The sequence below is a fragment of the Pseudoxanthomonas sp. USHLN014 genome (assembly GCF_037153335.1).
Lineage (GTDB): Bacteria > Pseudomonadota > Gammaproteobacteria > Xanthomonadales > Xanthomonadaceae > Pseudoxanthomonas_A > Pseudoxanthomonas_A winnipegensis.
This window is the reverse complement of record NZ_JBBCKO010000002.1, coordinates 289,324-313,094: the sequence shown is the minus strand read 5'-3', so window position 1 is coordinate 313,094 and position 23,771 is coordinate 289,324. Positions and strand designations below refer to the sequence as shown.

Annotated in this window: 17 protein-coding genes; 2 read left to right on the top strand and 15 right to left on the bottom strand. The window is 70.2% G+C overall.

Annotated features, from left to right (window positions below):
- Positions 1 to 130 precede the first annotated feature (130 nt).
- Genes WFQ05_RS05320 through WFQ05_RS05310 form a run of 3 tightly spaced genes read right to left on the bottom strand, consistent with a single transcriptional unit; the run spans position 131 to position 5,772 of the window.
- Positions 131 to 1,567 (bottom strand): efflux transporter outer membrane subunit, encoded by a 1,437-nt coding sequence (locus tag WFQ05_RS05320; RefSeq protein WP_337052969.1) that lies wholly within the window; start codon positions 1,565 to 1,567, stop codon positions 131 to 133.
- Positions 1,564 to 4,692, bottom strand: coding sequence for an efflux RND transporter permease subunit (locus WFQ05_RS05315; RefSeq protein ID WP_337052968.1), 3,129 nt, complete (start codon positions 4,690 to 4,692; stop codon positions 1,564 to 1,566). Before WFQ05_RS05315 ends, WFQ05_RS05320 begins: the two co-directional genes overlap by 4 nt.
- Before the next feature lie 12 nt (positions 4,693 to 4,704).
- The gene (locus WFQ05_RS05310; RefSeq protein ID WP_337053254.1) at positions 4,705 to 5,772 is read right to left on the bottom strand and encodes an efflux RND transporter periplasmic adaptor subunit; all 1,068 of its coding nucleotides are present in this window, start codon (positions 5,770 to 5,772) and stop codon (positions 4,705 to 4,707) included.
- A gap of 423 nt (positions 5,773 to 6,195) precedes the next feature.
- Between WFQ05_RS05310 and WFQ05_RS05305 the strand changes: the two genes are divergently transcribed.
- Together WFQ05_RS05305 and WFQ05_RS05300 are read left to right on the top strand one after the other, a co-directional pair.
- Positions 6,196 to 8,616 carry a membrane-bound PQQ-dependent dehydrogenase, glucose/quinate/shikimate family gene (locus tag WFQ05_RS05305; protein ID WP_337052967.1) on the top strand — a complete coding sequence of 807 codons (2,421 nt, stop codon included), beginning with the start codon at positions 6,196 to 6,198 and terminating at the stop codon, positions 8,614 to 8,616.
- 140 nt (positions 8,617 to 8,756) lie between these two features.
- Positions 8,757 to 9,617, top strand: a complete 861-nt coding sequence (locus WFQ05_RS05300; RefSeq protein WP_286576220.1) for an IclR family transcriptional regulator C-terminal domain-containing protein — start codon at positions 8,757 to 8,759, stop codon at positions 9,615 to 9,617.
- A 604-nt stretch (positions 9,618 to 10,221) separates the two neighbouring features.
- Here WFQ05_RS05300 and pcaC read toward each other — a convergent pair.
- From pcaC to WFQ05_RS05240, 12 genes are all read right to left on the bottom strand, one after another.
- Entirely contained in the window at positions 10,222 to 10,614 is a 393-nt protein-coding gene (gene pcaC / locus WFQ05_RS05295) for a 4-carboxymuconolactone decarboxylase (RefSeq protein WP_306994127.1), read from the bottom strand.
- A gap of 21 nt (positions 10,615 to 10,635) precedes the next feature.
- Positions 10,636 to 11,415 (bottom strand): 3-oxoadipate enol-lactonase, encoded by a 780-nt coding sequence (gene pcaD, locus WFQ05_RS05290; protein ID WP_337052966.1) that lies wholly within the window; start codon positions 11,413 to 11,415, stop codon positions 10,636 to 10,638.
- A 25-nt stretch (positions 11,416 to 11,440) separates the two neighbouring features.
- A complete protein-coding gene (locus WFQ05_RS05285; RefSeq protein ID WP_337052965.1) occupies positions 11,441 to 12,778 on the bottom strand; it encodes a 3-carboxy-cis,cis-muconate cycloisomerase in 1,338 nt (445 codons plus the stop codon).
- 816 nt (positions 12,779 to 13,594) lie between these two features.
- Positions 13,595 to 14,158: a protocatechuate 3,4-dioxygenase subunit alpha gene (gene pcaG / locus WFQ05_RS05280; RefSeq protein WP_337052964.1), complete on the bottom strand. Its 564-nt coding sequence runs from the start codon at positions 14,156 to 14,158 to the stop codon at positions 13,595 to 13,597.
- Between the two features lie 3 nt (positions 14,159 to 14,161).
- A complete protein-coding gene (gene pcaH, locus WFQ05_RS05275; RefSeq protein WP_130514747.1) occupies positions 14,162 to 14,869 on the bottom strand; it encodes a protocatechuate 3,4-dioxygenase subunit beta in 708 nt (235 codons plus the stop codon).
- Between the two features lie 273 nt (positions 14,870 to 15,142).
- Entirely contained in the window at positions 15,143 to 16,351 is a 1,209-nt protein-coding gene (gene pcaF, locus WFQ05_RS05270) for a 3-oxoadipyl-CoA thiolase (RefSeq protein ID WP_337052963.1), read from the bottom strand.
- 13 nt (positions 16,352 to 16,364) lie between these two features.
- On the bottom strand, positions 16,365 to 17,009 hold the full coding sequence (locus tag WFQ05_RS05265; RefSeq protein ID WP_130514751.1) for a 3-oxoacid CoA-transferase subunit B: 645 nt from the start codon (positions 17,007 to 17,009) through the stop codon (positions 16,365 to 16,367).
- Positions 17,006 to 17,686: a 3-oxoacid CoA-transferase subunit A gene (locus WFQ05_RS05260; RefSeq protein WP_130534901.1), complete on the bottom strand. Its 681-nt coding sequence runs from the start codon at positions 17,684 to 17,686 to the stop codon at positions 17,006 to 17,008. Before WFQ05_RS05260 ends, WFQ05_RS05265 begins: the two co-directional genes overlap by 4 nt.
- A gap of 227 nt (positions 17,687 to 17,913) precedes the next feature.
- On the bottom strand, positions 17,914 to 19,221 hold the full coding sequence (locus WFQ05_RS05255) for an MFS transporter (protein ID WP_337052962.1): 1,308 nt from the start codon (positions 19,219 to 19,221) through the stop codon (positions 17,914 to 17,916).
- 127 nt (positions 19,222 to 19,348) lie between these two features.
- Positions 19,349 to 20,239, bottom strand: a complete 891-nt coding sequence (aroD, locus tag WFQ05_RS05250) for a type I 3-dehydroquinate dehydratase (RefSeq protein ID WP_337052961.1) — start codon at positions 20,237 to 20,239, stop codon at positions 19,349 to 19,351.
- Positions 20,240 to 20,282: 43 nt separating this feature from the next.
- Positions 20,283 to 21,578 carry a carbohydrate porin gene (locus WFQ05_RS05245; RefSeq protein ID WP_337052960.1) on the bottom strand — a complete coding sequence of 432 codons (1,296 nt, stop codon included), beginning with the start codon at positions 21,576 to 21,578 and terminating at the stop codon, positions 20,283 to 20,285.
- Between the two features lie 56 nt (positions 21,579 to 21,634).
- Positions 21,635 to 23,137 carry a NosD domain-containing protein gene (locus WFQ05_RS05240; protein WP_337052959.1) on the bottom strand — a complete coding sequence of 501 codons (1,503 nt, stop codon included), beginning with the start codon at positions 23,135 to 23,137 and terminating at the stop codon, positions 21,635 to 21,637.
- Positions 23,138 to 23,771: the final 634 nt, after the last annotated feature.

Below are 23,771 nucleotides of genomic sequence, written 5' to 3'. Positions count from 1 at the left end.
CGACGATCTCCCCACAGGCGATGGACCGCGATTATCGGCCACGCGTCGGCCGTGCGGTGCCGGCGCAGATGGCGATCGCGCATGGGCTCATGCGCGGGCGATGACGGGCGCATGCCCGCGCCGCGGCGGCTCAGCGCGCGGCGGTGGCCTGGGCGTCGGCGCCGCCGCCCAGCACCTGGTACAGCGTGACCCGGTTGCTGGCGTCCTGCTGGCGCAGGGTGATCAGCGCCTGCTGCGCGGCGTACAGCGAGCGCTGCGCATCCAGCACCGCCAGGTGGCCGTCCAGGCCGGCACGGTAGCGCGCGTCGGCCAGGGTGTAGCTGCGCTGGCTGGCGTCCACCAAGGCCTGCTGCGCGGTCAGCTGCGCCTGCAGGTGGTCGCGCGTGGCCAGGGCGTCGGCCACTTCGGCGAAGGCCGACTGGATCGCCTTCTCGTACTGCGCCACGGCGATGTCCTTGCCGAGCTTGGAGGCATCCAGCGAGGCCTTCAGCGCGCCGGCATGGAAGATCGGCGCGGTGATGCTGGGCACGAACGACCAGGTGCGGCTGCCGGCCGAGAACAGCGTGGACAGCGCATCGCTGCTGCGGCCGGTGGACGCGGTCAGGCTCAGCGAGGGGAAGAACGCCGCGCGCGCGGCACCGATGTCGGCATTGGCCGCCTGCAGGCTGTGCTCGGCGGCGAGCACGTCCGGGCGCTGCAGCAGCACCGCCGAAGACAGGTGCGCCGGCAGCGGCGCCAGGGCGACGCTGTCCTGCAGCGCCTGCTCGGTCGGCAGCAGGGTGGCATCGAGCGGCGCCCCGACCAGCAGCTGCAGCGCGTCGTGCGCCTGCGCCAGCTGGGTGGCGGCGCTGGCCACGGCGACCCGCGCCGATTCGACGCTGGTCTGCTGCTGGGCCAGGTCCAATCCCGACACGCTGCCGACGCTGTGCTGGCGCTCGGTCAGCTGCAGGGTCTGCGCCTGGCTGTCCAGGGTCTGCTGGGCCAGCGTCAGCTGCGCCTGGTCGGCGGCCACGGTCAGCCAGGCCGCGGCGACCTGGGCGATCAGGCTCAGGCGCACGCTGCGCTGATTCTCCGCGCTGGACAGCCAGGTCTGCTGGGCCTCCTGGCTCAGGCTGCGCAGCTGGCCGAACAGGTCCAGCTGCCAGCTGCTCAGGCCGACCTGGAGCGCGTCGCTGGTGCTGACCTCGGACACGCCGTCGTCGTTGCTGGCGGCGCTGGTGCGGCCGCGGCTCATGCTGGCGTTGGCGTCGAACGACGGCAGCTGCGCGGCGCGCTGGAGGCGGTACTGCGCGCGGGCCTTGTCGATGGACAGCATCGCCACGCGCAGGTCGCGGTTGTTCTGCAGCGCCAGCGCGATGGTCTGGCGCAGGCGCGGATCCAGGAACACCTGCTGCCAGTCCGGCAGGGCCAGCGTGTCGACGGCGATGCCGGCGGCGGGCGCGGCGTCGGCCGCGGCCAGGTCGGCCGGCACCGGCGCGGCCGGGCGCTGGTAGGTCGGCGCCAGGGTGCAGCCGGCCAGGGCCAGCAGCGTGGCCGCGGCCACGCCGATGCGGACGGGCGTGCTCATGCCTGCACCTCCGTGCTGGCCGCCGTGCGATCCGGGAACAGCCGCCGCACGCTCACGTAGAACAGCGGCACGAAGAACAGGCCCAGCGTGATCGAGGCCAGCGTGCCGCCGGTGACGCCGGTGCCCAGCGAGTGCCGCGCGGCCGAGCCGGCGCCCTTGCTGAACACCAGCGGCAGCACGCCGAGCAGGAAGGCCAGCGAGGTCATCAGGATCGGCCGCAGGCGCATCTGCACCGCGTGCAGGGTGGCGGCCAGCAGGCTCTCGCCCTTGTGCTCGAGCTCGCGCGCGAACTCGACGATCAGGATGCCGTTCTTGGCCGACAGGCCGACGGTGGTCAGCAGGCCGACCTGGAAGTACACATCGTTCTCCAGCCCGCGCAGGCTCATCAGCGCCACCGCGCCGAACACGCCCACGGGCACCGCCAGCATCACCGCGAACGGGATCGACCAGCTCTCGTACAGCGCCACCAGGCACAGGAACACGAACAGCAGCGAGATGCCGTACAGCGCCGGCGCCTGGTTGGCCGACAGCTTCTCCTGGTAGGCCATGTCCGACCAGGCGTAGCCGAAGCCGTGCGGCAGCTGCTTGCTCAGTTCGGCCATCTCGTCCATCGCCGCGCCCGAGCTGACCCCGGGCACCGCCTGGCCGGTCAGCTCCATCGCCGACACGCCGTTGTAGCGCTCCAGCGCGGCCGGCGCGCTGGTCCAGTGCGACTGGGTGAAGGAGGACATCGGCACCATGTCGCCGCCGCTGTTGCGCACCGTCCAGCGGTCCAGGTCCCGCGGCGTCATGCGCGCCTGCGCATCGCCCTGGACGAAGACCTTCTTGATGCGGCCCTTGTAGATGAAGTTGTTGACGAAGTCGCCGCCGAGCGCGCTGTTGAGCGTGGCGTTGATGTCGCCCGGATCCAGGCCCAGCGCCTGCGCCTTGGCGTCGTCGATCTTGACCGCGTACACCGGCGCGTCCTCCAGGCTGGCGTAGCGCACGTTCATCAGCTTGGGATCGTGCTGGGCCAGGCGCAGCAGCTTGTCGCGCGCGGCAACCAGGGCGGCGTGGCCGGCGCCTTCGTAGTCCATCAGTTCGAAGGTGAAGCCCGAGGCGTCGCCCAGGCCGGTGATCGCCGGCGGCGAGGTCACGAACAGCTCCGCATCCGGCACGTCGGCCAGCGCCTTGTTCAGATGATCGGCGATGGTCGCCGCGTCGTCGTCGCGGTCGTCCCAGTCCTTCAGGCGGATGAAGGCCATGCCGACGTTCTGGCCGGCGCCGGTCACGCTGAAGCCGGCCGAGGACAGCACCGAGCGCACGCCGGCATCCTTCAGCGCGGCCTGGGTCAGGCGGTCGGTCACCGCCAGGGTCTGCTCCAGGGTGGAGCCGGCCGGCAGCTTGACCAGCACGTTGAGCATGCCCTCGTCCTCGTCGGGCAGGAACGCGCCGGGCAGGCGCCACAGCAGCAGGCCGGTGACCGCGATCAGCAGCGCATAGGCGATCAGGCCCAGCGCGCGTCGGCCCAGCACGCGCTCGACCAGCCCGCGGTAGCGCTCGGTGAGCCGGCGGAAGCGCGTGTTGAACCAGAGGAAGAACCGGCCCAAGCGCCCGTGCGAGCCGATCGCCTCCTCGCCCTGGTGCAGCGGCTTGAGGATGGTCACGCACAGCGCCGGGGTCAGGGTCATGGCCACCAGCACCGACAGGATCATCGAGGCGGCGATGGTGATCGAGAACTGCCGGTAGATCACGCCGGTGACGCCGTTGAAGAACGCCATCGGCACGAACACCGCGGTCAGCACCAGCACGATGCCGACCAGCGCGCCGCCGATCTGCTGCATCGAGCGCAGCGTGGCCTCCTTGGGCGGCAGGCCTTCCTGGCTCATGACGCGCTCGACGTTCTCCACCACCACGATGGCATCGTCCACCAGCAGGCCGATCGCCAGCACCATGGCGAACATGGTCAGGGTGTTGATCGAATAGCCGAACGCGGCCAGCACGCCGAAGGTGCCCATCAGCACCACCGGCACGGCGATGGTCGGGATCAGCGTGGCGCGCCAGTTCTGCAGGAACAGGTACATCACCGCCACCACCAGCAGCACCGCCTCGATCAGGGTGATCACCACCTCCTTGATCGAGGTGGTGACGAAGGGCGTGGTGCTGAAGGCGATGTGGTAGTTGTAGCCGTGCGGCCAGTACTGCTTGAGCTCCTGCAGGCGTTTCTCGATCGCCTCGGAGGTCTCCACCGCATTGGCGTCGGAGTTGAGCTCGATGCCCAGCGAGGCCGAGGGCTTGCCGTTGAAGCGGGTGATGCTGTCGTAGGTCTCCGGACCCAGGCCGATGGTGGCCACGTCCGACAGGCGCACCGCGGCGCCGCTGGCGTCGCTCTTGAGCACGATCGCGCCGAACTGCGCCGGGGTCTGCAGGCGGCTGCGGGTGGTCACGGTCGCGTCCAGGCGCTGGCCGCGCAGCGCCGGCTGGCCGCCGATCTCGCCGGCCGACACGTCGGTGTTCTGCGACTGCAGCGCGTTCTCCACATCGGAGGGCATCAGCGCGTACTTGCGCAGCTTCTCCGGATCCAGCCAGATGCGCATGGCGTATTCCGAGCCCAGCGGCTGGATGTTGCCCACGCCGCTGACGCGGCTGATCTGGTCATCGATGTTCGACTCCATGTAGTTGGCGACATCGAAGTTGTCCATGCTGCCGTCGTCGGAGGTGAACGCCACCACCTCGAACAGCGAGCCGCTGGACTTGGTGATGACCAGGCCGTTCTGCTGCACGGCCTGCGGCAGCACCGACATCACCGACTGCAGCTGGTTCTGCACCTGCACCTGGGCGGTGTCGGCGTTGGTGCCGGTCTCGAACACCAGGTTGACCTGGGCGCTGCCGTCCGAGGCGCTGGTGGAGGTCATGTACAGCAGATGGTCCAGGCTCTGCTGCGACTGCTCGATCAGCTGGGTGACGGTGTTCTCCACCGTCTGCGCCGAGGCGCCGGTGTAGCTGGCGCGCACGGTGATGGTCGGCGGCGCCATCTGCGGATAGCGTTCGACCGGCAGCGCATGGATGGCGAGCATGCCGATGAGCACGATGACGATGGCCATGACCCAGGCCACCGTCGGGTGGTTGACGAAGAAGCGCGACATGCGAGGGGTCCCTTACTCGGCCTGGGCGTCGTCGGTCGGCAGCGCCGGCGTGGCGTCCAGCTGCGCGGCGCTGACCGGGTAGGGCTGCGCCGGCTTGCCCGGCTCGGCGCGGCTGGCGTTGATCACGATCAGCCGATCGCCCGGCTTCAGGCCCGACTCCACCACCCAGTCGTGGCCGACCACCTCGCCGGTGCGGATGCGGCGCTCCACCACCTGATTGTGCGCATCGAGCAGCTTCACCAGCGGCTCGCCCTTGCTGTCGCGGGTCACCGCCTGCTGCGGCACCAGCACCGCGCCCGGGTCGGTGGCCATCGGCAGCACCGCGCGCAGGTACATGCCGGGCAGCAGCAGGTGCTCGGGGTTGGGCACGACCGCGCGCAGGGTGACGTTGCCGGTGCCGGCGTTGACCTGGGTGCCGACGAACTCCAGCGTGCCGGCGTGCGCATAGGGGCTGCCGTCCTCCAGCCGCACCTGCACCTGGGCCTTGCCGTCGATGGCATGGATCTGCCCGGCATCGAGCTGACGGCGCAGGGCCAGCATCTGCGTGCTGGACTGGGTGACGTCCAGGTAGATCGGATCCAGCCGCTGGATGGTGGTCAGCGCGGTGTCCTGGTCGGCGGTGAGCAGCGCGCCGACGGTGTAGGCGGAGGTGCCGATGCGGCCGGAGATCGGCGCGGTGATGCGGGTGTAGTCCAGGTTGATCTTGGCCGCCTGCGCATTGGCCTTGGCCGCGACCACCGCCGCCTCGTCCTGGCGCAGGGTGGACAGCGCATCGTCGGCGTCCTGCTTGCTGGCCGCGTCCATGGCGGTCAGGGTGCGGGTGCGCTCGGCCTTGGGCCGCGCGCTGGCCAGCGCCGCCTCGGCCTGGACCAGATTGCCGCGGGCGACGTCGTAGGCGGCCTGGTACGGCGCCGGGTCGATCAGATACAGCGGCTGCCCGGCCTTGACCTCCTGGCCCTCCTCGAACAGGCGCTGGCGCAGCAGCCCGCCGACCTGCGGGCGCACATCGGCGGTCTCGTAGGCCACCGTCCGGCCGGGCAGGGTGCGCTCGACCGGCAGCATGCGTGCGCCCAGGGTCATCACCCCGACTCGCGGCGGCGTCTCGGTGGTCGGCTTGTTGGCGGAGCAGCCCCCGGCCGCGGTAACGGCCAGCAACAGGGCACAGTGAACAAGACGACGAGGCGCCAGCGGAAGGTCGGACATGGGATTGCAGCCGGTGAGAAGCGCGCAACGCTACTCCGCAGATGTGTTGCATCGCGACATCCCCGCGTCGGCGCGTTGTACGCCCTTCACCAAGGTCGGAAAAACGTCGGAGCCGGCACAGTCCGTCACATCCATCGGTGTTCGCACGTCTGTGCTATTACCGAACGCTAATGCGATAATCGCCCAACCCGCCGACGCCCGCCTGGGCCGCGGCATGCCATCCTGCGCCCCGGCGCCCGCCCTCGCTGCGGCCGTCCTTCGACGGCGGATGCCGCCATCACGTTGCAGAGGAATCAGAACGTGCAAACCCAAACGAACGTGCCGGCCGGTGGCCGGATCCTGCTGTGGAGCGTCGGCCTGCTGCTGGCGCTGATCGGCCTGGCGCTGCTGGCCGGCGGCATCAGGCTCGCCACCCTCGGCGGCAGCCTCTACTTCCTGCTGATGGGCGCGGCCAGCCTGGTCTCGGCGGTGCTGCTGGTGCTGCGCCGCCCGGCCGGTGCCTGGCTGTACGCCGTGGCCTTCGTGCTCAGCGTCGTCTGGGCGCTGTGGGACGCCGGCCTGGAATTCTGGCCGCTGGCCTCGCGGCTGATGATGCCGGCGGTGCTGGCGCTGCTGGTGGCGCTGGCCTACCCGACGCTGCGCCGCGCCCGCGGCCTGCCCGGCGGCCGCGGCGCCTACGCGCTGGCGGCGGTGCTGGCACTGGCCTGCGCCGGCGGCCTGGCCGGCATGTTCGTGCCGCATCCGACGGTGGCCGCCAAGGGCCCCGGCCCGGCGCTGGTGCCGGTGGACCCGGCGCATGCGCAGACCGACTGGGTGGCCTACGGCAATACCGACGGCGGTAGCCGCTTCGCCGCGCTGGACCAGATCAACCGCGACAACATCAAGGACCTGAAGGTCGCCTGGACCTATCGCACCGGCGACATCGCCGAGAGCAACGGCAACGGCGCCGAGGACCAGAACACGCCGCTGCAGATCGGCCAGAAGGTGTTCCTGTGCACGCCGCACAACAACGTGATCGCGCTGGACGCGGCCAGCGGCAAGCAGCTGTGGAAGCGCGAGATCAACGCCCAGTCCTCGGTCTGGCAGCGCTGCCGCGGCCTGGCCTATTTCGATGCCAGCAAGCCGCTGGTGCAGCCCACCGCGGCCGGCTCCACGGCGGTGACCCCGGTCAGCCTGCCGGCCGGCGCCAACTGTGAGCGCCGCCTGCTGACCAACACCATCGACGGCCGCCTGATCGCCCTGGATGCCGATACCGGCGCGTTCTGCCAGGGCTTCGGCACCGATGGCCAGGTCGACCTGAAGGCCGGGCTGGGCGCCGCGCCCGATCCGTTCTATCAGCTCACCTCCGCCCCGACCCTGGCCGGCACCACCGTGGTGGTCGGCGGGCGCGTGGCCGACAACGTGCAGGCCAACATGCCTGGCGGCGTGGTCCGCGGCTTCGACGTGATCACCGGCGCCCAGCGCTGGGCCTTCGACCCGGGCAATCCGGACGACAAGGCGCCGCCGGCCGAAGGCCAGACCTACGCGCGCAGCACGCCCAACGTCTGGGCGCCGATGTCCTACGACGCGGCGATGAACACCGTGTTCCTGCCGATGGGCAGCCCCTCCACCGACCTGTATGGCGCCGAGCGCACCGCGCTGGACCATCGCTTCGGCGCGTCGATCACCGCGCTGGATGCCAGCACCGGCCAGGTGAAGTGGGTCTACCAGACCGTGCACAACGATCTGTGGGACTTCGACCTGCCGATGCAGCCGAGCCTGATCGACTTCCCCACCGGCAACGGCACCACCCCGGCGGTGATGATCGGCACCAAGGCTGGCCAGCTGTACGTGCTCGACCGCGCCACCGGCAAGCCGCTGACCGAAGTCAAGGAAGTCCCGGTCAAGGCCGCCGACATCCCCGGCGAGCCCTATTCGCTGACCCAGCCGCTGTCGGTGGGCATGCCGCAGATCGGCACCAAGCATCTGGCCGAGTCGGACATGTGGGGCGCCACCCTGCTGGATCAGATGCTGTGCCGCATCGCCTTCAAGCAGATGCGCTACGAGGGCCTGTACACCGCGCCGGGCACCGACGTGTCGCTGAGCTTCCCCGGCTCGCTGGGCGGCATGAACTGGGGTGGGTTGTCGTTCGACCCGGTGCATGGCTACGCCTTCGCCAACGACATGCGCCTGGGCCTGTGGGTGCAGATGATCCCGCAGAAGGCCGACAAGGCGGCCGCCTCCAGCGGCGGCGAGGCGGTCAACACCGGCATGGGCGCGGTGCCGCTCAAGGGCACCCCGTACGCGGTCAACAAGAACCGCTTCCTGTCCGCGCTGGGCATCCCCTGCCAGGCCCCGCCGTTCGGCACGCTGAGCGCGATCGACCTCAAGACCCGCCAGATCGCCTGGCAGGTGCCGGTGGGCACGGTCGAGGACACCGGTCCGCTGGGCATCAAGATGCACATGCCCATGCCGATCGGCATGCCGACCCTGGGCGGCACGCTGGCCACGCAGGGCGGCCTGGTGTTCATCGCCGGCACGCAGGACTACTACCTGCGCGCCTTCGACAGCGGCACCGGCAAGGAACTGTGGAAGGCGCGTCTGCCGGTCGGCAGCCAGGGCGGCCCGATGACCTATGCGGTCAACGGCAAGCAGTACATCGTGGTCACCGCCGGCGGCGCGCGCCAGTCGCCGGACCGCGGCGACTACGTGATCGCCTACACCCTGCCGGACGCCAAGTAAGCCGCGTTTCGCACGTCGGCCACGCCGGCGCTAAGGCAGCGACGAGCGGCGGACCTTCACCGGTCCGCCGCTTCTCGTTTGGGCGCCCGCCGCGCGCGCCGCTACCATGGCGCTCCGCCCGCCCGCAGAACCGCCCGCCGATGACCGACTCTTCCAAGCCCCGCGCTCGCCGCAAGCCCGCTCCGGCTTCGGCGATCGCCGAGCGCGGCCTGGCGCGCGAGATCATGCGGCAGATCGAGGCGGCCCAGGGCGACCCGGACTTCATGACCTCGCTGGCGCGCGGCATGGCGGTGCTGAGCGTGTTCGCCCAGCACGGGCGCGAGGTCACCATGTCGCAGATCAGCGCCGAGACCGGCATCCCGCGCGCGGCGGTGCGGCGCGCGCTGTACACGCTGGCCAAGCTGGGCTACGTGGGCGAGCACGGCCGCGGCTACGTGCTGCTGCCGCGCGTGCTGGGCATCGGCGGCGCCTACGTGGCCTCCGCGCCGCTGGCGGTGGCCGCCCAGCCGGTGCTGGACGCGCTGCGCGATGCCGTGCACGAGTCCTGCTCGCTGGGCGTGCTCGACGGCGACGACGTGCTGTACGTGGCGCGCGCCGAGACGGTGCGCATCATGTCCATCGGCCTGCGCTCGGGCAGCCGCCTGCCGGCGTACTGCACCTCGATGGGCCGCATCCTGCTGGCCTCGCTGCCGCCGGACACGCTGGAAGGTTATCTGGAGCGCAATCCGCTGCGCCCGCGGACCGAGCGCACCATCACCCATCCGACCGAGCTGCTCGAGGTGCTGGCCAAGGTGCGGCGCGAGGAGCTCTCGCTGACCGACCAGGAGCTGGAGATCGGCCTGCGCTCGATCGCCGTGCCGGTGCGCAACCGGGCCGGGGCGGTCATCGCGGCGCTCAACATCGGGACCCAGGCGGGAAGGGTCAGTCTGCAGACGATGCATGCGCAGCTGTTGCCGCCGTTGCGGCAGGCGGCGGCGCGGTTGGGGGCGGTGTTGAGTTGAGTTGAGCGCCTGCGCTGGCTTGGGTTTAAAGCCGGCGCTTGGGTGTCGGTATCAAAGGCGAAAGGCATCGCGCTTGCAGCGCGCCAAGGGCAAAGCTTTCGCGCCTGCGGGCGCGAGCTACTTTTGTCGCGGCAAAAGTAGCCAAAACCGCTTCTCGCCGGGACGCGAGCCGCCGCTACGCGGCGGTCCCCTGCGCTTCTCGGAAGTCAGGGCACGTCGCCCAAACTCGCTTCGCTCAAACAGGGCGACTCTTCGGCCCTGACTTCCTGCGATGCTCGGCTCGCTTTACGGCTCAGACAGGGAAAGCGACTGCAAAAGCAGAGGCTGTGAGCAACAGCAACAGCAACAGCAACAGCGGGAGGTGGGGCGGAGGCGGGGAGCCGGGGCCGAAGCAGTCCTTTCAGATCGTCATTCCCGCGAAAGCGGGAATCCAGGGACTTTGCGCTTCTCGCTCTTGCTTCGCTTTTGATCTACCCGAATCAGATCGATCACGCCGAGGACGCCGGTTCAAACACCCAAAGGCAATGCACGAAGCGCGCGTCGGCCTTGGAAACGGCGTGGACATCCCTTCCACGACCTCCCGGCAACCACACCGACCAAAACCTCACTCAGCCGACTCGGCCGCCTGCTCCTCCAGAATCGGCTTGGCCAGGGCGAAGGCGTGGTTCGCCGCCGGCACGCCGCAGTAGATCGCGGTCTGCAGCAGCACTTCCTTGATTTCGTCCGCGCTGACGCCGTTGTTGCGGGCGGCGCGGATGTGCAGCTTGAATTCCTCGTCGTGGCCCAGTGCGACCATCATCGCGATGGTCAGCAGCGAGCGGGTGTGCCGCGGCAGGCCGTCGCGTGTCCACACCTCGCCCCAGGCGGCGCGGGTGATGAAGTGCTGGAACTCGTGGGTGAAGTCGGTGCGCGCGTCCAGCGAGCGCTGCACGTGCGCCTCGCCCAGCACGGCCTTGCGCACGGCCAGGCCGGCTTCGTAACGGGCTTGTTCGTCCATCGTGGGGGTCCTTCGAAGGCTTCAGGCGGTGAGGAAGTCGCGCAGCGCGGCGGTGAAGGCGGCCGGCGATTCGAGATTGCAGATGTGGCGGCCCGGCACCTGGGCGAAGCGGCCGTCGGCCACGTGCTGGGCGATGAACTGCAGGTCGGCCGGCGGGCACACCGGGTCGTCGTCGCCGGCGATGGCCAGCAGCGGCACGGCGATGCCGGCCAGGTCGTGGCGGAAGTCGGCCTGGCCAACCGCGTTGCAGCAGCCGACATAGCCCTCGGGCGAGGTCGCCAGGAAGGTGTCCAGCACCGCGCGCACCTGTTCCTCGTGAGTGTCGGTGTAGTGCTCGGTGAACCAGCGCATCACCGTGCCCTCGGCCAGTGCCTTGAGGCCATGCTCGCGCACCTGCGCGATGCGCGCCTCCCAGCTCTCGGCCGTGCCGATCTTGCCGGCCGTGGCGCACACCGCCAGCCGTGCCAGCCGGTCGGCGGCGTTGAGGCCCAGCCATTGCCCGGTGAGCCCGCCGATGGACAGCCCGCAGAAATGCGTGCGTTCGATCCCCAGCGCGTCCCAGAGCGCGACCACGTCGCCGCCGAGTTGGTCGATCGTGTAGCGCCCGGCGGGCGCGGTGGACTGGCCGTGGCCGCGGCGGTCGTAGCGCAGGATGCGGAAGTCGCGTGCCAGTTCGGCCACCTGCGGGTCCCACATCGACAGGTCGGTGCCCAGCGAGTTGCAGAAGGTCAGCCAGGGCGCGCCCTCGGCGCCGTCGATGCGGTAGTGCAGGCGATGGGTGGGCAGGTCGAGAAATGCCATGGTTGGCTCCGTCGCGGGAAAGGGATCAATCGGCCGCGAGCACGCGGTCGATCCAGGTGTCGCTCATGCCGCGCCAGCTGTCGGCGGCGAACAGCGCGTCGAGGCGCGCGGCATCGAGCACGCCACTGACTTGCGTGTCTTCGGCCAGCACCTCGCGCAGGTGGCGCTGCTCGCGGACCGCGCGCTTGGCGGCGGCTTCGACCAGCGCGTGCGCGGCGGACTTGCCGAGCGTGGCGGCCAGCGCGACCGACACCGCCTCGGCGTAAAGCAGGCCGCCGAAGCTGTCCAGATGCGCGGCCATGCGTGCGCGGTCCAGCTGCAGGCCGTCTAGCACCACGGTCATCTGCGCCAGGCTGCCGGCGGTGAGGCGGATGAGTTCGGGCAGCGTTTCCCATTCGGCATGCCACTGGCCGGGCGCGCGCTCGTGCGGCTGGCTCATGGCAGCGAACAGCGTGGACACCAGCGCCGGCACGCGCGTGGCGGCGGCGATGGCCGCCACGCAGCCGACCGGGTTGCGCTTGTGCGGCATCGCCGAGGAGCCGCCCTTGCCGGCGCCGCTGGGTTCGAAGGCTTCGCCCACCTCGGACTGCATCAGCAGCACGATATCGGTGGCGATCTTGCCCAGCGCGCCGGCCAGCAGCGCGAAGGCGGTGCCGACCTCGACGATGCGGTCGCGCACGGTGTGCCAGGGCAGCGCGGGCAGCGGCAGTTCCAGCTCCCGGGCGAGCGCCTCGGCTACGTCCAGGCCGCGGTCCTCGAGCGAGGCCAGCGTGCCGGCGGCGCCGCCGAACTGCAGCGCCAGCGCGTCGGCGCGCAGCGCCCGCAGGCGTCGTTGCGCGCGTTGCAGCGCATCGAGCCAACCGGCGGCCTTCAACCCGAAGGTGACCGGCACGGCCTGCTGCAGCAGGGTGCGGCCGGGCAGGCCCGTGTCGCGCTCGGCCTGCGCCAGCGTGCGCAGGATGGCGCACAGCCGTTCGAGCTTCGGCGTCAGGGTGTCGAGCGCCTGACGCAGCTGCAGCACGGTGCCGGTGTCGATCACGTCCTGGCTGGTGGCGCCCCAGTGCACCCAGCGCGCGGCGTCTTCGTCATGTGCCTTCACCTTGGCGGTGAGCGCCTTGACCAGCGGGATGGCGGGGTTGCCGGCCAGCGCGGTGGCCGCGCCGAGGGCGTCCAGATCGAAGGCTTCGGCCCGGCAGGCCTTGGCGATCGGGCCGACGGCGCTGTCGGGAATCACGCCGCAGCGCGCCTCGGCCCGAGCGAGCGCGGCCTCGAAGTCGAGCATGCCCTGCAGCCGTGCGCGGTCATCGAACAGGGCGTCGATGTCGGGATCGCCGAACAGAGGGGCGAGCAGGCGGGAAGTCATCGATGCGGGTCTTCGGTGTGAGGCTTGGTGGGATTATGGTGGGCCGATGGCAGGAAGGATGACGTCAAGCTGCATGTTGCCGTTGCCGTTGCCGTTGCCGTTGCCGTTGCCGTTGCCGTTGCCGTTGCCGTTGCCGTTGCCGTTGCTTTAGTTGTTGCTGTTGCTGTTGCTGTTGCACTTCGCTTTTTGTCTGAGCCGTAAAGCACGCCGAGCACCGCAGCGAAGCAGGGCCGAAGAGGCGCCCTGTTTGAGCGAAGCGAGTTTGGGCGCCGTGCCCTGCTTCGCGAGGAGCGCAGGGGACCGACGCGCAGCGTCGGCGTGCGTCCCGGCGAGAAGCGGTTTTGGCTACTTTTGACAAGACAAAAGTAGCTCGCGCGGCGAAGCCGTGCGAAAGCTTTGCTTTTGAAAAGCGCCCGCATGGCCCTCAAGTTTTGCTTGCAAATTAAATTCAAGTTTGGCTAAGAACTGGCGCAGCGCTGATTGGACAAGAGCAACGCGCCTGCGGCGCGCCAAGTGCAAAGCTTTCGCGCCTGCGGCGCGACTTCCTTTTGTCTTGTCAAAAGGAAGCAAAACCGCTTCTCGCCGGGACGCGAGCCGCCGCTACGCGGCGGTCCCCTGCGCTTCTCGGAAGACGGGGCACGTCGCCCAAACTCGCTTCGCTCAAACAGGGCGACTCTTCGGCCCCGTCTTCCTGCGATGCTCGGCTCGCTTTACGGCTCAGACAGGTGAAGCAAAGCAACAGCAACCGCAACAGCAACAGCAACAGCAACAGCAACAGCAACAGCAACCGCTAATGCAAAGAGCGAAAAGCCGCCCTCAGTAGCTGAAGAACACCGTCTCGCGTTCGCCCTGCATCTTCACATCCCACGCGTACTGCCCCGGCGCCATCTGCCGCGCGATCAGCGTCTCGCGGCGCGCTTCCGGCACCAGCGCCAGGATGCCGTCCTCGCCATTGCTGGCCTCGTCGGAGAAGTAGATGCGCGTCGGCGCCGCCTTGAGCAGCCCGCGCATGAACACCAGCGCCACCAGGTGCGGCGCCTGCGCGACACCCTTCAGGCCCGGCACGCGGCCCGGCTTGATGGTGCTGAAGGAGAAGCGCCCCTGCGCGTCGGTCGGCACGCGGCCCCAGCCGTGGAACGTCGGGTCGTGCGCGTCGCGGCGCGGGTCCTCGGCGTGGTCGTAGATGCCGTCGGCATCGGCCTGCCACAGTTCCAGCACCGCATCGCTGACCGGCGTGCCCAGGCCGTCGTAGACCGTGCCGGTGATGGTGACGCGTTCGCCCTTGGCCTCGGGCGGGGCGATCTGCGTGTGGTACAGCGGCTCCAGACCCAGACGGTAGTAGGGGCCGACGGTCTGCCACGGGGTCGATTGAAGGCTCATGCGTTACTCCCAGACGGTCTGCTTGCGGCCGCGCAGCACGATGTCGAAGCGATAGCCCAGCGCGTACTCGTTCTGCGTGGTCTCCCAGTCGAAGGCCGAGACCATGCGCGCCTTGGCCTGCGGGTCGGGCACGCAGTTGTAGATCGGGTCGAAGGCCAGCAGCGGATCGCCCGGGAAGTACATCTGCGTGACCAGGCGCTGGCCGATGCCCGCGCCATGCAGCGAGAAATGGATATGCGCCGGGCGCCAGGCGTTGTAGTGGTTGCGCCACGGGTAGGCGCCGGGCTTGACCGTCTTGAAGCGGTAGTGGCCGTGCGCGTCGGTCAGCACCTGGCCGGTGCCCTTGAAGTTGGGGTCCAGCGGCGCGTCGTGCTGGTCGCCTGCATGCAGGTAGCGGCCGGCGGCATTGCACTGCCAGACCTCGACCACGGTGTTGCGCACCGGCTTGCCGTTCTCGTCCAGCACGCGGCCGGAGACGATGATGCGCTCGCCCAGCGGTTCGCCCGCAAAGCCCGCGGTCAGGTCGGCCGCATGCTCGCCCAGGGTGAGGCGGTCCAGCGTGGGGCCGGTGACCTCCGAGAGCGTCACCGGAATGGCGATGGGGTCGCTGCCCACGCCGCGCAGCACCGTGGAGGCGTAGGGCGGGTGGATGTAGGGCGGTTGCGAGCCGGGGTATGGCTTGCGGTAACCGGAAAGGGGGGAATCGCGCATCGCGGGCTCCGTTGGCTGGGCGACACCGAGGCGCCGCTGTTGCTTCATGTAGAGCGGAGCTTGCTCCGCTGCTGTTGCTGTTGTTGTTGTTGTTGCTGTTGTTGATTTTGCTTCACGCCAAAGACGCGCAGGTGTTCAGCTCGTTGGGAAGGCCTCAGCGGAGCAAGCTCCGCTCTACAGGACGGGGCGATGCTCGGGGAAGGCCTCAGCGGAGTCCCCAAAAGGGGATTGCCACAAGCTCCGCTCTACGAGGCAGAACGATCCTCGGGCCACTCAAACCCGCTCGATCGCCAGCGCCACGCCCTGGCCCACGCCGATGCACATGGTCGCAAGTCCGCAGCGGCCGCCGCTGGCCTCGAGCTGGCGCAGCAGGGTCAGGGTGATGCGCGCGCCGCTCATGCCCAGCGGATGGCCCAGGGCGATCGCCCCGCCGTTGGCGTTGACGTGGGCGGCATCGTCGGCGACGCCGAGTTCGCGCAGGCAGGCCAGGCCCTGGGCGGCGAAGGCCTCGTTGAGTTCGATCGCATCGAAGTCGCCGATGGACAGGCGCAGGCGCGCCATCAGCCTGCGCGTGGCCGGCACCGGGCCCATGCCCATGTAGGCCGGCTCCACGCCGGCGCTGGCGAAGCCCAGCACGCGTGCGCGCGGGGTCAGGCCCAGCGCCTGCACCTGCTCGGCGCTGGCCAGCAGCAGCGCGGCGGCGCCGTCGTTGATGCCCGAGGCGTTGCCGGCGGTGACCGTGCCGGGCTGGCGGAAGATCGGCTTGAGCCTGGCCAGGCCCTCGAGCGTGGTGTCGGCGCGCGGATGCTCGTCCACGCTGACCTCGATGGTCTCGCCGCGCTTCTTGCCGGGGACGGTGACCGGCGTGATCTCGCCCTCGAAGAAGCCGGCGGCCTGCGCGGCGGCGGTGCGCTGCTGGCTGCGCAGGGCGAAGGCGTCCTGGTCCTCGCGCGAGATGCCGTAGCGCGCGGCCACGTTCTCGGCGGTCTCGCCCATCAGGTCCACGCCATAAAGCTGCTTCATCTTCGGGTTGATGAAGCGCCAGCCCATGGTGGTGTCTTCGATCTGCTGGTTGCGGGCGAAGGCGCTCTCGGCCTTGCCCATCACCCATGGCGCGCGCGACATCGACTCCACGCCGCCGGCGATGGCCAGGCCCAGCTCGCCGGCGCGGATGCCGCGGGCGACGGTGCCGATGGCATCCAGGCCCGAACCGCACAGGCGGTTGACCGTGCTGCCCGGCACGCTGACCGGCAGGCCGGCTAGCAGCAGGCTCATGCGCGCCACGTTGCGGTTGTCCTCGCCGGCCTGGTTGGCGCAGCCCAGGTAGACGTCCTCGATCGCGGCCGGATCGAGGTCGGGGTGGCGCGCCAGCAGCGCCGCCAGCGGCACCGCGCCCAGGTCGTCGGCGCGCACGCCGCTCAGGATGCCGCCATAGCGGCCCACGGGCGTGCGGATGCCATCGACGATGAAAACTTCACTCATGCGCTTGCTCCGTTCAGTGCGCCAGGGTCAGGCCGGTCAGGCGCTGCAGTTCCTCGATGGACAGGCCATCGACCAGTTCGACCACGCGCGCTCCGTCGGGGCCGAGATCGAATACGCCCAGGTCGCTGTAGACCCGGCTGACGCAGCGCAGGCCGGTCAGCGGATAGCTGCATTCGGCGACCAGCTTGCTCTCACCCGTCTTGGTCAACAGATCCATCATCACGTAGGTCTGCTTGGCGCCGATGGCCAGGTCCATCGCGCCGCCGACGGCGGGGATGGCATCGGGCGCGCCGGTGCTCCAGTTGGCCAGATCGCCATGCTGGGAGACCTGGAAGGCGCCCAGCACGCAGATGTCCAGATGGCCGCCGCGCATCATCGCGAACGAATCGGCGTGGTGGAAATAGCAGCCGCCGGTCAGCAGCGTCACCGGCTGCTTGCCGGCGTTGATCAGGTCCGGATCCTCCTGGCCCGGCGCGGGCGCCGGTCCCATGCCGAGCAGGCCGTTCTCGCTCTGCAGGAAGATCTCCTTGTCCGCCGGCAGGTAGTTGGCCACCTGGGTGGGCAGGCCGATGCCCAGGTTCACGTAGGCGCCCTCGGGGATGTCGCGCGCCACGCGCGCGGCCATCTGTTCGCGGGTCATGCGCTGATAGCCGCTCATGCGCGGGCCTCCGCGTGGCCGACCGCGACCACGCGCTGGACGAAGATGCCGGGGGTGACGACGGCCTCGGGATCGAGCCCGCCGAGTTCGACCACCTCATGGACCTGGGCGATGGTGCACTTGGCCGCCATGGCCATCAGCGGGCCGAAGTTGCGCGCGGTCTTGCGGTACACCAGGTTGCCCCAGCGATCGCCGCGGTGCGCCTTGATCAGCGCGACGTCGGCATGGATCGGGTACTCGAGCACGTAGTGCCTGCCGTCGATCTCGCGGGTTTCCTTGCCGGCGGCCAGTTCGGTGCCGTAGCCGGTCGGGGTGAAGATGGCGCCCAGTCCGTTGCCGGCGGCGTGGATGCGCGCGGCCAGGTTGCCCTGCGGCACCAGCTCCAGCTCGATCTCGCCATTGCGGTAGGCCGCATCGAAATGCTGCGAGTCGCTCTGCCGCGGGAACGAGCACACGATCCTGCGCACGCGCTTGTGCTTGATCAGCGCCGCCAGGCCGGTCTCGCCGTTGCCGGCGTTGTTGTTGACGATGGTCAGCTCGCGCGCGCCGTGTTCGATCAGCGCCTCGATCAGCGCATCGGGCATGCCGGCCGTGCCGAAGCCGCCGATCATCACCGTGGCGCCGTCGCGGATGTCGGCCACCGCCGCCGCGCACGAGGGCAGGGTCTTGTCGATCATGGCATCACCGCGCCGCCGCCGGCCGCGCGCGCTTGGGCAATCAGGGACATCGAAGTCGCATCCTCTCGCTTGGACAGTCCGCGCGCGCAAGCCGCGCGGGCCGTCAAGGTGGACCGCGCGAAAAATCGCGTCAATCCGAATATCGGTTTTAAGTTCGTTATTCGCACAAACTGGACCAAAGTCGAATGCCTCGGGCGCGGCCGGCTTTCGCGCCTCCGCGCCCGCCCTCAGCGCGCCGGCTGCAGGCGCATCGTCAGCACCGCGGCGATGGCCACCAGCAGCGGCAGGGCCAGCACGTAGTACAGGTTGGCCGGCTGCCAGCCGGCGTCGACCAGCACGCCGACGGTCATCGGCGAGAGGATCGCGCCGACGCGGCCGATGCCGATCGCCCAGCCCAGGCCGGTGGTGCGCACGGTCGGCTCGAACACGATCGGCGCCACCGCGTACAGGCCGGCCATCGAGCCGAACAGCGCCGCGCCGATCACGAAGGCCACCGGGAAGGCCAGCTGCAGCTGCGTGCCCAGCGAGGCGAACACCACCATGCCCAGCGCGGCGGTCAGGAAGCTGACGGCGGTCAGTCGCGGCAGGGCGAAGCGCGCCGCCAGCCAGCCGAACAAGGCCCCGCCGATGATGCCGCCCAGGTTCAGCAGCACCCCGCCGGTGACGCCCTGCTCGGCCGACAGCCCGGCCTGCACCAGCAGCTTGGGCGTCCAGCTCAGCACGAAGTAGAAGGCGAACATGTGCATGAAGAAGCCCAGCGCGATCAGCACGCTGTTGCGGCGCAGGCGCGGCGTGAACAGCGCCGCGTAGCCGGCCTTCTCCGGCGCCGGCGGCACCGGCGGCAGCGCGTCCAGCCTGGGGGCGCGCATGCGCGCCAGCAGTGCGTTGAGCCGGGCCAGCGCGTCGGGCGGGCGCCGGCTGAGCAGGAAGTCCAGGGACTCGGGCAGCAGCGCCAGCACCACCGGGATGCACAGCAGCGAGGCCAGCGCGCCGAAGAAGAACGCCGCGTGCCAGCCCCAGCGCTCCAGCAGCACCGTGGCGATCAGCCCGCCCAGCGTGGCGCCGATGGGATAGCCGGTGGCCTGCAGCGCCACCGCGGTGCTGCGCCACTTGGGGCTGGCGTATTCGGCGGTGATCACGCCCACGCCGGCGAGCATGCCGCCGATGCCCAGGCCGGTGAACACGCGCAGCCCGGCCAGCTGCCAGGCATTGCGCGCCAGGCCGGACAGCGCCATGCCCACGGTCAGGATCACCAGGCACCACAGGATCATCGCGCGCCGGCCGTAGCGGTCGGCCAGCGGCGCCAGCACCAGCGAGCCGGCGGCCATGCCGACCAGGCCTGCGCTGAGCATCAGCCCGAGCTCCTTGCCGCTCAGGCCCCAGTCGGCCGACACGTGCGGCGCGGCGAAGGCCATCACCATCACATCGAAGCCATCGAGCATGTTGAGCAGCACGCAGATGGCGATGGCCAGCCACTGGAACGGGCTCATCGACTGCAGCGTGAGCGGGGCGTTGGGGGCTGTGGCGTGGGCCATGGCGACTCCTTCAATCGGACTGGCCGACGCGGCGCCGATAGCACAGCGCTCGCGTCGAGGACGACCTTGCTCGCACACGGACGCGCATCGCCGCCGCATGCGGCGGTCACGGGCGCCGTGGGCAGCGTTACTGCGGCTTCTTGGTGGCGTTGTCCAGCGTGGTCAGGATCCCGCGCAGCGCGCCGACCTCGATCTGGCCCGGCGCCGAGGCCGTGCCGATCATGCCGAAGGTCATGGCCTGGCCGAAGGTCTCGCCGGACAGGCGCGAGACCACGCCCACCGGGCCCATCGACATGGTCAGCAGCGGCCGGTCGCTGCTCTGGCGCAGCTGCCAGGTGGCATCGAGCAGCTTGAGGACATCGCCGGGGTTCTGCGGCATCACCGCGATCTTCAGCACGTCCGCGCCGAGGGCCTGCTGCTGGCGCAGCCGGGCGACGATCTCGGCCGTGTCCGGCGTGGCGTGGAAGTCGTGGTTGGACATCACCACGTAGGCGCCCGCCGCGTGCGCGGCGGCGACGATGGCCTGGACCACCGCGCGGTCGCGGAACATCTCCACGTCGTACAGGTCGGCGGCATGGGCCTTGATCAGCGCCGCGTAGAGCTTGCCGTAGTCGGCATCGGCGATCGCGGTGGCGCCGCCCTCGGCCTTGGTGCGGAAGGTCAGGATCACCGGCTTGCCGCCCGCGGCCGCGGCGATCTGCGGGGCCAGCTTGACCAGCGCCTTGGCGTCGCTGGCGATGTCCAGGTAGTCGATGCGCCACTCGACCACGTCGGTATCGGCATTGGCGCCGATGCGCTGGGCCTGGGCCAGCTGCTCGGCCGCGGTCTTGCCGGTGATCGGCACGATGGTCTTCGGCGCGCCCTGGCCGATCTGCACGCCCTTGACGGCGATGGTGCGGACGGCGGGCGGGGTGGACGCGTTGGTCATGTCGGCGGCATTGGCGGCGGTAGCGGCGCCGGCCATCAGGGCGAGGGCCAGCAGCATGCGGGCGGCTAGGGTAGTACGGCGGAGCTTCATCTCAAGTCCCTCCCGGGAGCGATGGCGTGCGGTGCGGCGTCTTTCAGAAGGTGATCTTGGCCTGCAGGCCGACGGCCAAGGCGTTGTCGGTCTGGGCGTAGGAGAAGGTGCCGGGGTTGGTGATGTACTGCACATCCGGGCGCAGCATCAGCCACGGATTGACCTGGAAGCTGTAGGACAGCTCGTACAGCTCCTCGGCGCCGGTGAGCGCGAACAGCGGCGAATCGGCCGGCACGCCGGCGGTGGTCAGCGCGGCGCGGCGCGCATCGAGCAGACGGTGGTTGATGTCCGAGCCGACGTAGCCCAGCGCGATGCGGTCCTTGCTGCGCGCGCCCACGCCCTGCCACACCCCGCCGATGGCGTACCAGCGCTTGAGCTGGGCGGTGTCGCTGTCGGAGACCATGTACTCGGCGAAGGCGTTCAGGCCGATGCTCGCGTCGCTGCCCGGCGTGTAGAGCTTCTGCTCGGCCAGCACGTAGGCGCCGTCGCGGCCGGTGACGCTGCTGGTGTCCAGGCCCTTCTTGGGCACGCGCGAGGAGTCGTAATAGCCGCCGAACTTGTACACGCCCGGATACAGCGTGCCGGCGCCCGGCTTCCAGGTCAGCTCGACCGGGAACAGCGAGCCGGTGGTGCCCTCGACGAAGGGCCGGAACGCGTTGCGCTCGATGTTGCCGCCCAGGTTGGGATTGACCTGGAACCAGCCGGCGCGCAGGTTCACCGAGGATGTCAGCTGCTCGGCGAACTCACCGCCCCAGCGCGCGGTCGGGTAGTTGTACCAGCCGCTGTTGCCGCTCATGGCCAGCGGGTGGGCGCAGAAGGCGGCGTTGACGAAGCTGGTGCCGGCGCTGAGCAGGCCGAACTGGTTGCCCATCGCGTAGAAGCCGAGCTTGAAGTACGAGCGGCCGGCGTTGAAGGTCTGGTCGTAGCTGAGCTCGGACAGGCGCGTGTACTGGCCGCCGTAGGCTTCCTGGATCGGGAAGCGGTTGCCCACCAGGTCGGCCGAGGTGCTGCGGCCGCGGCGGTCGTTGAGGGTGAAGCGGAAGGTGCCGCCGTCCCAGCCGGCCAGCTTGCCCATGTCCAGGTCGAAGCCCACGCGCACCTGCTGCGCGTAGCGCGCGCCGGTGGCCAGGCCGCCATCGACCACGCCCATCGCCTCGCCGACGTAGTCGCCGCGCAGGCTGATGCCCTTGTCCACCAGCGCGGCGCGCTCGCCGTTCCAGCCGCCGGTCATGGTGGTCGCATCGAAGCGGTCCTGCGCCTGGGCCAGCAGCGGCGTGGCCAGCAGGGCGAGCGCCAGCGGCGTCAGGGCGCGGGGGAAGGGGCGGGAGACGTACGACATGGGGGGATTACCTGTGAATGCGAAGGAATTACGGGTGCGGCGGTCGGGCAGGGACTTCAGCGCGCCACGGCGCGCGGCGCGGACAGGGGCGAAGTGGCCCCGTCTACGGCGGTCACGGTCGCCGTGACGCCCGCGACATCGGCCGTGGCCGGCACGGCGAAGGAGAAGCGCGCCTGGCCCTGGGCGTCGGTGGTCACCAGGGCATCGCCCAGGTAGCGGGCCGCCTCGGTGTCGCTGGCGCGCGGGTTGCCGAAGACTTCCACGCGCTGGACGGTGTTGGCCGTGCCGCGCAGCTGGCCCTGGATCTGCAGGGTGGCGCCGCTGCGGCGGGCCTGTTCGACCACCGGCGCGGCCAGGCCGTCGTTGGGCGCGGGCTGGCAGTGGTCGGTGACGCGCGCGCTGCAGATCTTGGCCAGCTTGGCGGGGTCGCTCTCCACGCCGCCGCCGCGCGAGCCGACGAAGTCGGCATGTTCCAGCCCCGGCACGCCGAACACGATCGCCCCGCGCACCTGGCCCGGCACGCAGGCGCCGCCGGCCTGGCAGCGCTCGATCTTCAGCCCGTTGCCGAAGATCGCGTTGCCGGTGATCCGGTTGGGCCGTGACACCGGCTGCGGGCGCAGCGCCACGCCGATGCCGTTGCCGGTGATGGTGTTGCCGTCGACCACGTTGTCGCGGCCGGTCAGGCTGACGCCGATGGAATTGCCGGTGAAGGTGTTGGCGGCGATGGTGTTGCGGTTGCCCCAGTTGATCTGCAGGCCGTCGGAGTAGTCCTCGAAGCGGTTGCGCAGCACCAGGTTGTCGTTGCCCCACAGGATCTCGATGCCCTGGGAGGGCTCGGGATTGGCGTCGGTGGAGCGGAACAGGTTGTCGGCCACCAGGTTCCAGGCCGCGCCGCGGGTCAGCTCCAGGCCATCGCCGTTGTCGATGAATTCGTTGCGCACCACGCGGTTGTGCACGGTGGTCGTGGGCGTGGACTGGCCGTTGCCGTCGTCGCCGGTCAGCATCACCCCGGCGCCGCCCTTGTTGGCGACGATGCGGTTGTCGTGCAGCCAGTTGTCGTGGCTGCGGTTGATCAGCACGCCGATGCAGAAGTTGCGCACTTCCAGCCCGGCCAGCTCGACGCCTTGCGTGTCGCGTAGGACCAGGCCCGGCAGGGTCGTGGTGCGCACGTTGGTGCCGTACTGGCCCGGCACCGCGCCCGGGCAGGCCTGGGTGCCGGTGCCGGTGACGTAGGCGGCGCCGTCGATGGCCACGTACTGGCCGGACTGCGCGAAGGGCAGGCCGACGATGGCGACCGGGCCCTTGATCTCCGGCAGCGGCGCGCGCGGCTTGATCACATAGGGCGCGGCGCCGACCGCGGCGATCTCGATCCGGTAGGTGCCGGGAGCGGCGTTGGCGGTGGTGATGGCCCAGCGCAGCGAGCCCGGGGCCTCGTCATCGTCGTAGCGGTCCACCTTCAGCACCTGGCGCGGGGCCGGATCGGGCTCGGCCTGATGGCCGGAGGCCAGCAGCGGCAGGCAGGCCAGCAGGCCGCTGGCGACAAGGAGGACGGGGCGCATCTGGATCTCCGGCGGTACAGGGGTGTCTGCGCGGGCCGCGCAGCATGCCGCAAGGGCGGGGCGCGCGTGATGCCGCGGCAACGGCCGCCGTCGATCCGGCACCCGCGAGGACAGGTGCACACGCTAGTTTTATCGCAGTGCAGCATTCAAGTTCGATATTCGCTTGATGGTGCGAATATCGGACTGTTGGGCTACTACCTTGGTCCAATGGCCGGGCCTCGCGCACCGGGAATTTTCCCCGATTGAGGGCTTGTGGCGCGCCCGCTTGGCTTCGGAGGGGCAGCGGGCCCGCGGGCGGGGGGGGCGGTTCCCCCCAAAAGGGGCACCCGCCCGGGGTGGGGGGGGCGGGGGGCCGGCCGGCGGGGGGCGGCCCCCCCCCCCGCCGGCCCGCTGCCGCGCGCGTTGCGTTGGAGGGCCCGCGTTGTTGGGTCCGCCATTGGCCGAATAAGGCCACAAGGGCGCTCCCACGTGTAGAGCGGAGCTCGCTCCGCTGGGGCCTTCCCCATGCCCGGCCGAAACGCAGCGGAGCAAGCTCCGCTCTACAAGGAGGGCGTGACGTGGTCGGAAGAGACAGCTGACCCCACAGGGCAAGAGGCTGTCCGATCAAGAGTCAACGGCGCTCGCTCCGCTGGGG

Excerpts from the sequence above, each read along its gene's own strand:
- WFQ05_RS05320 (WP_337052969.1), bottom strand. The coding sequence starts at position 1,567 with ATGAGCACGCCCGTCCGCATCGGCGTGGCCGCGGCCACGCTGCTGGCC.
- WFQ05_RS05315 (WP_337052968.1), bottom strand. The coding sequence starts at position 4,692 with ATGTCGCGCTTCTTCGTCAACCACCCGACGGTGGCCTGGGTCATGGCC.
- WFQ05_RS05310 (WP_337053254.1), bottom strand. The coding sequence starts at position 5,772 with ATGACCCTGGGCGCACGCATGCTGCCGGTCGAGCGCACCCTGCCCGGC.
- WFQ05_RS05300 (WP_286576220.1), top strand. The coding sequence starts at position 8,757 with ATGACCGACTCTTCCAAGCCCCGCGCTCGCCGCAAGCCCGCTCCGGCT.
- pcaC (WP_306994127.1), bottom strand. The coding sequence starts at position 10,614 with ATGGACGAACAAGCCCGTTACGAAGCCGGCCTGGCCGTGCGCAAGGCC.
- pcaD (WP_337052966.1), bottom strand. The coding sequence starts at position 11,415 with ATGGCATTTCTCGACCTGCCCACCCATCGCCTGCACTACCGCATCGAC.
- WFQ05_RS05285 (WP_337052965.1), bottom strand. The coding sequence starts at position 12,778 with ATGACTTCCCGCCTGCTCGCCCCTCTGTTCGGCGATCCCGACATCGAC.
- pcaG (WP_337052964.1), bottom strand. The coding sequence starts at position 14,158 with ATGAGCCTTCAATCGACCCCGTGGCAGACCGTCGGCCCCTACTACCGT.
- pcaH (WP_130514747.1), bottom strand. The coding sequence starts at position 14,869 with ATGCGCGATTCCCCCCTTTCCGGTTACCGCAAGCCATACCCCGGCTCG.
- pcaF (WP_337052963.1), bottom strand. The coding sequence starts at position 16,351 with ATGAGTGAAGTTTTCATCGTCGATGGCATCCGCACGCCCGTGGGCCGC.
- WFQ05_RS05265 (WP_130514751.1), bottom strand. The coding sequence starts at position 17,009 with ATGAGCGGCTATCAGCGCATGACCCGCGAACAGATGGCCGCGCGCGTG.
- WFQ05_RS05260 (WP_130534901.1), bottom strand. The coding sequence starts at position 17,686 with ATGATCGACAAGACCCTGCCCTCGTGCGCGGCGGCGGTGGCCGACATC.
- WFQ05_RS05255 (WP_337052962.1), bottom strand. The coding sequence starts at position 19,221 with ATGGCCCACGCCACAGCCCCCAACGCCCCGCTCACGCTGCAGTCGATG.
- aroD (WP_337052961.1), bottom strand. The coding sequence starts at position 20,239 with ATGAAGCTCCGCCGTACTACCCTAGCCGCCCGCATGCTGCTGGCCCTC.
- WFQ05_RS05245 (WP_337052960.1), bottom strand. The coding sequence starts at position 21,578 with ATGTCGTACGTCTCCCGCCCCTTCCCCCGCGCCCTGACGCCGCTGGCG.
- WFQ05_RS05240 (WP_337052959.1), bottom strand. The coding sequence starts at position 23,137 with ATGCGCCCCGTCCTCCTTGTCGCCAGCGGCCTGCTGGCCTGCCTGCCG.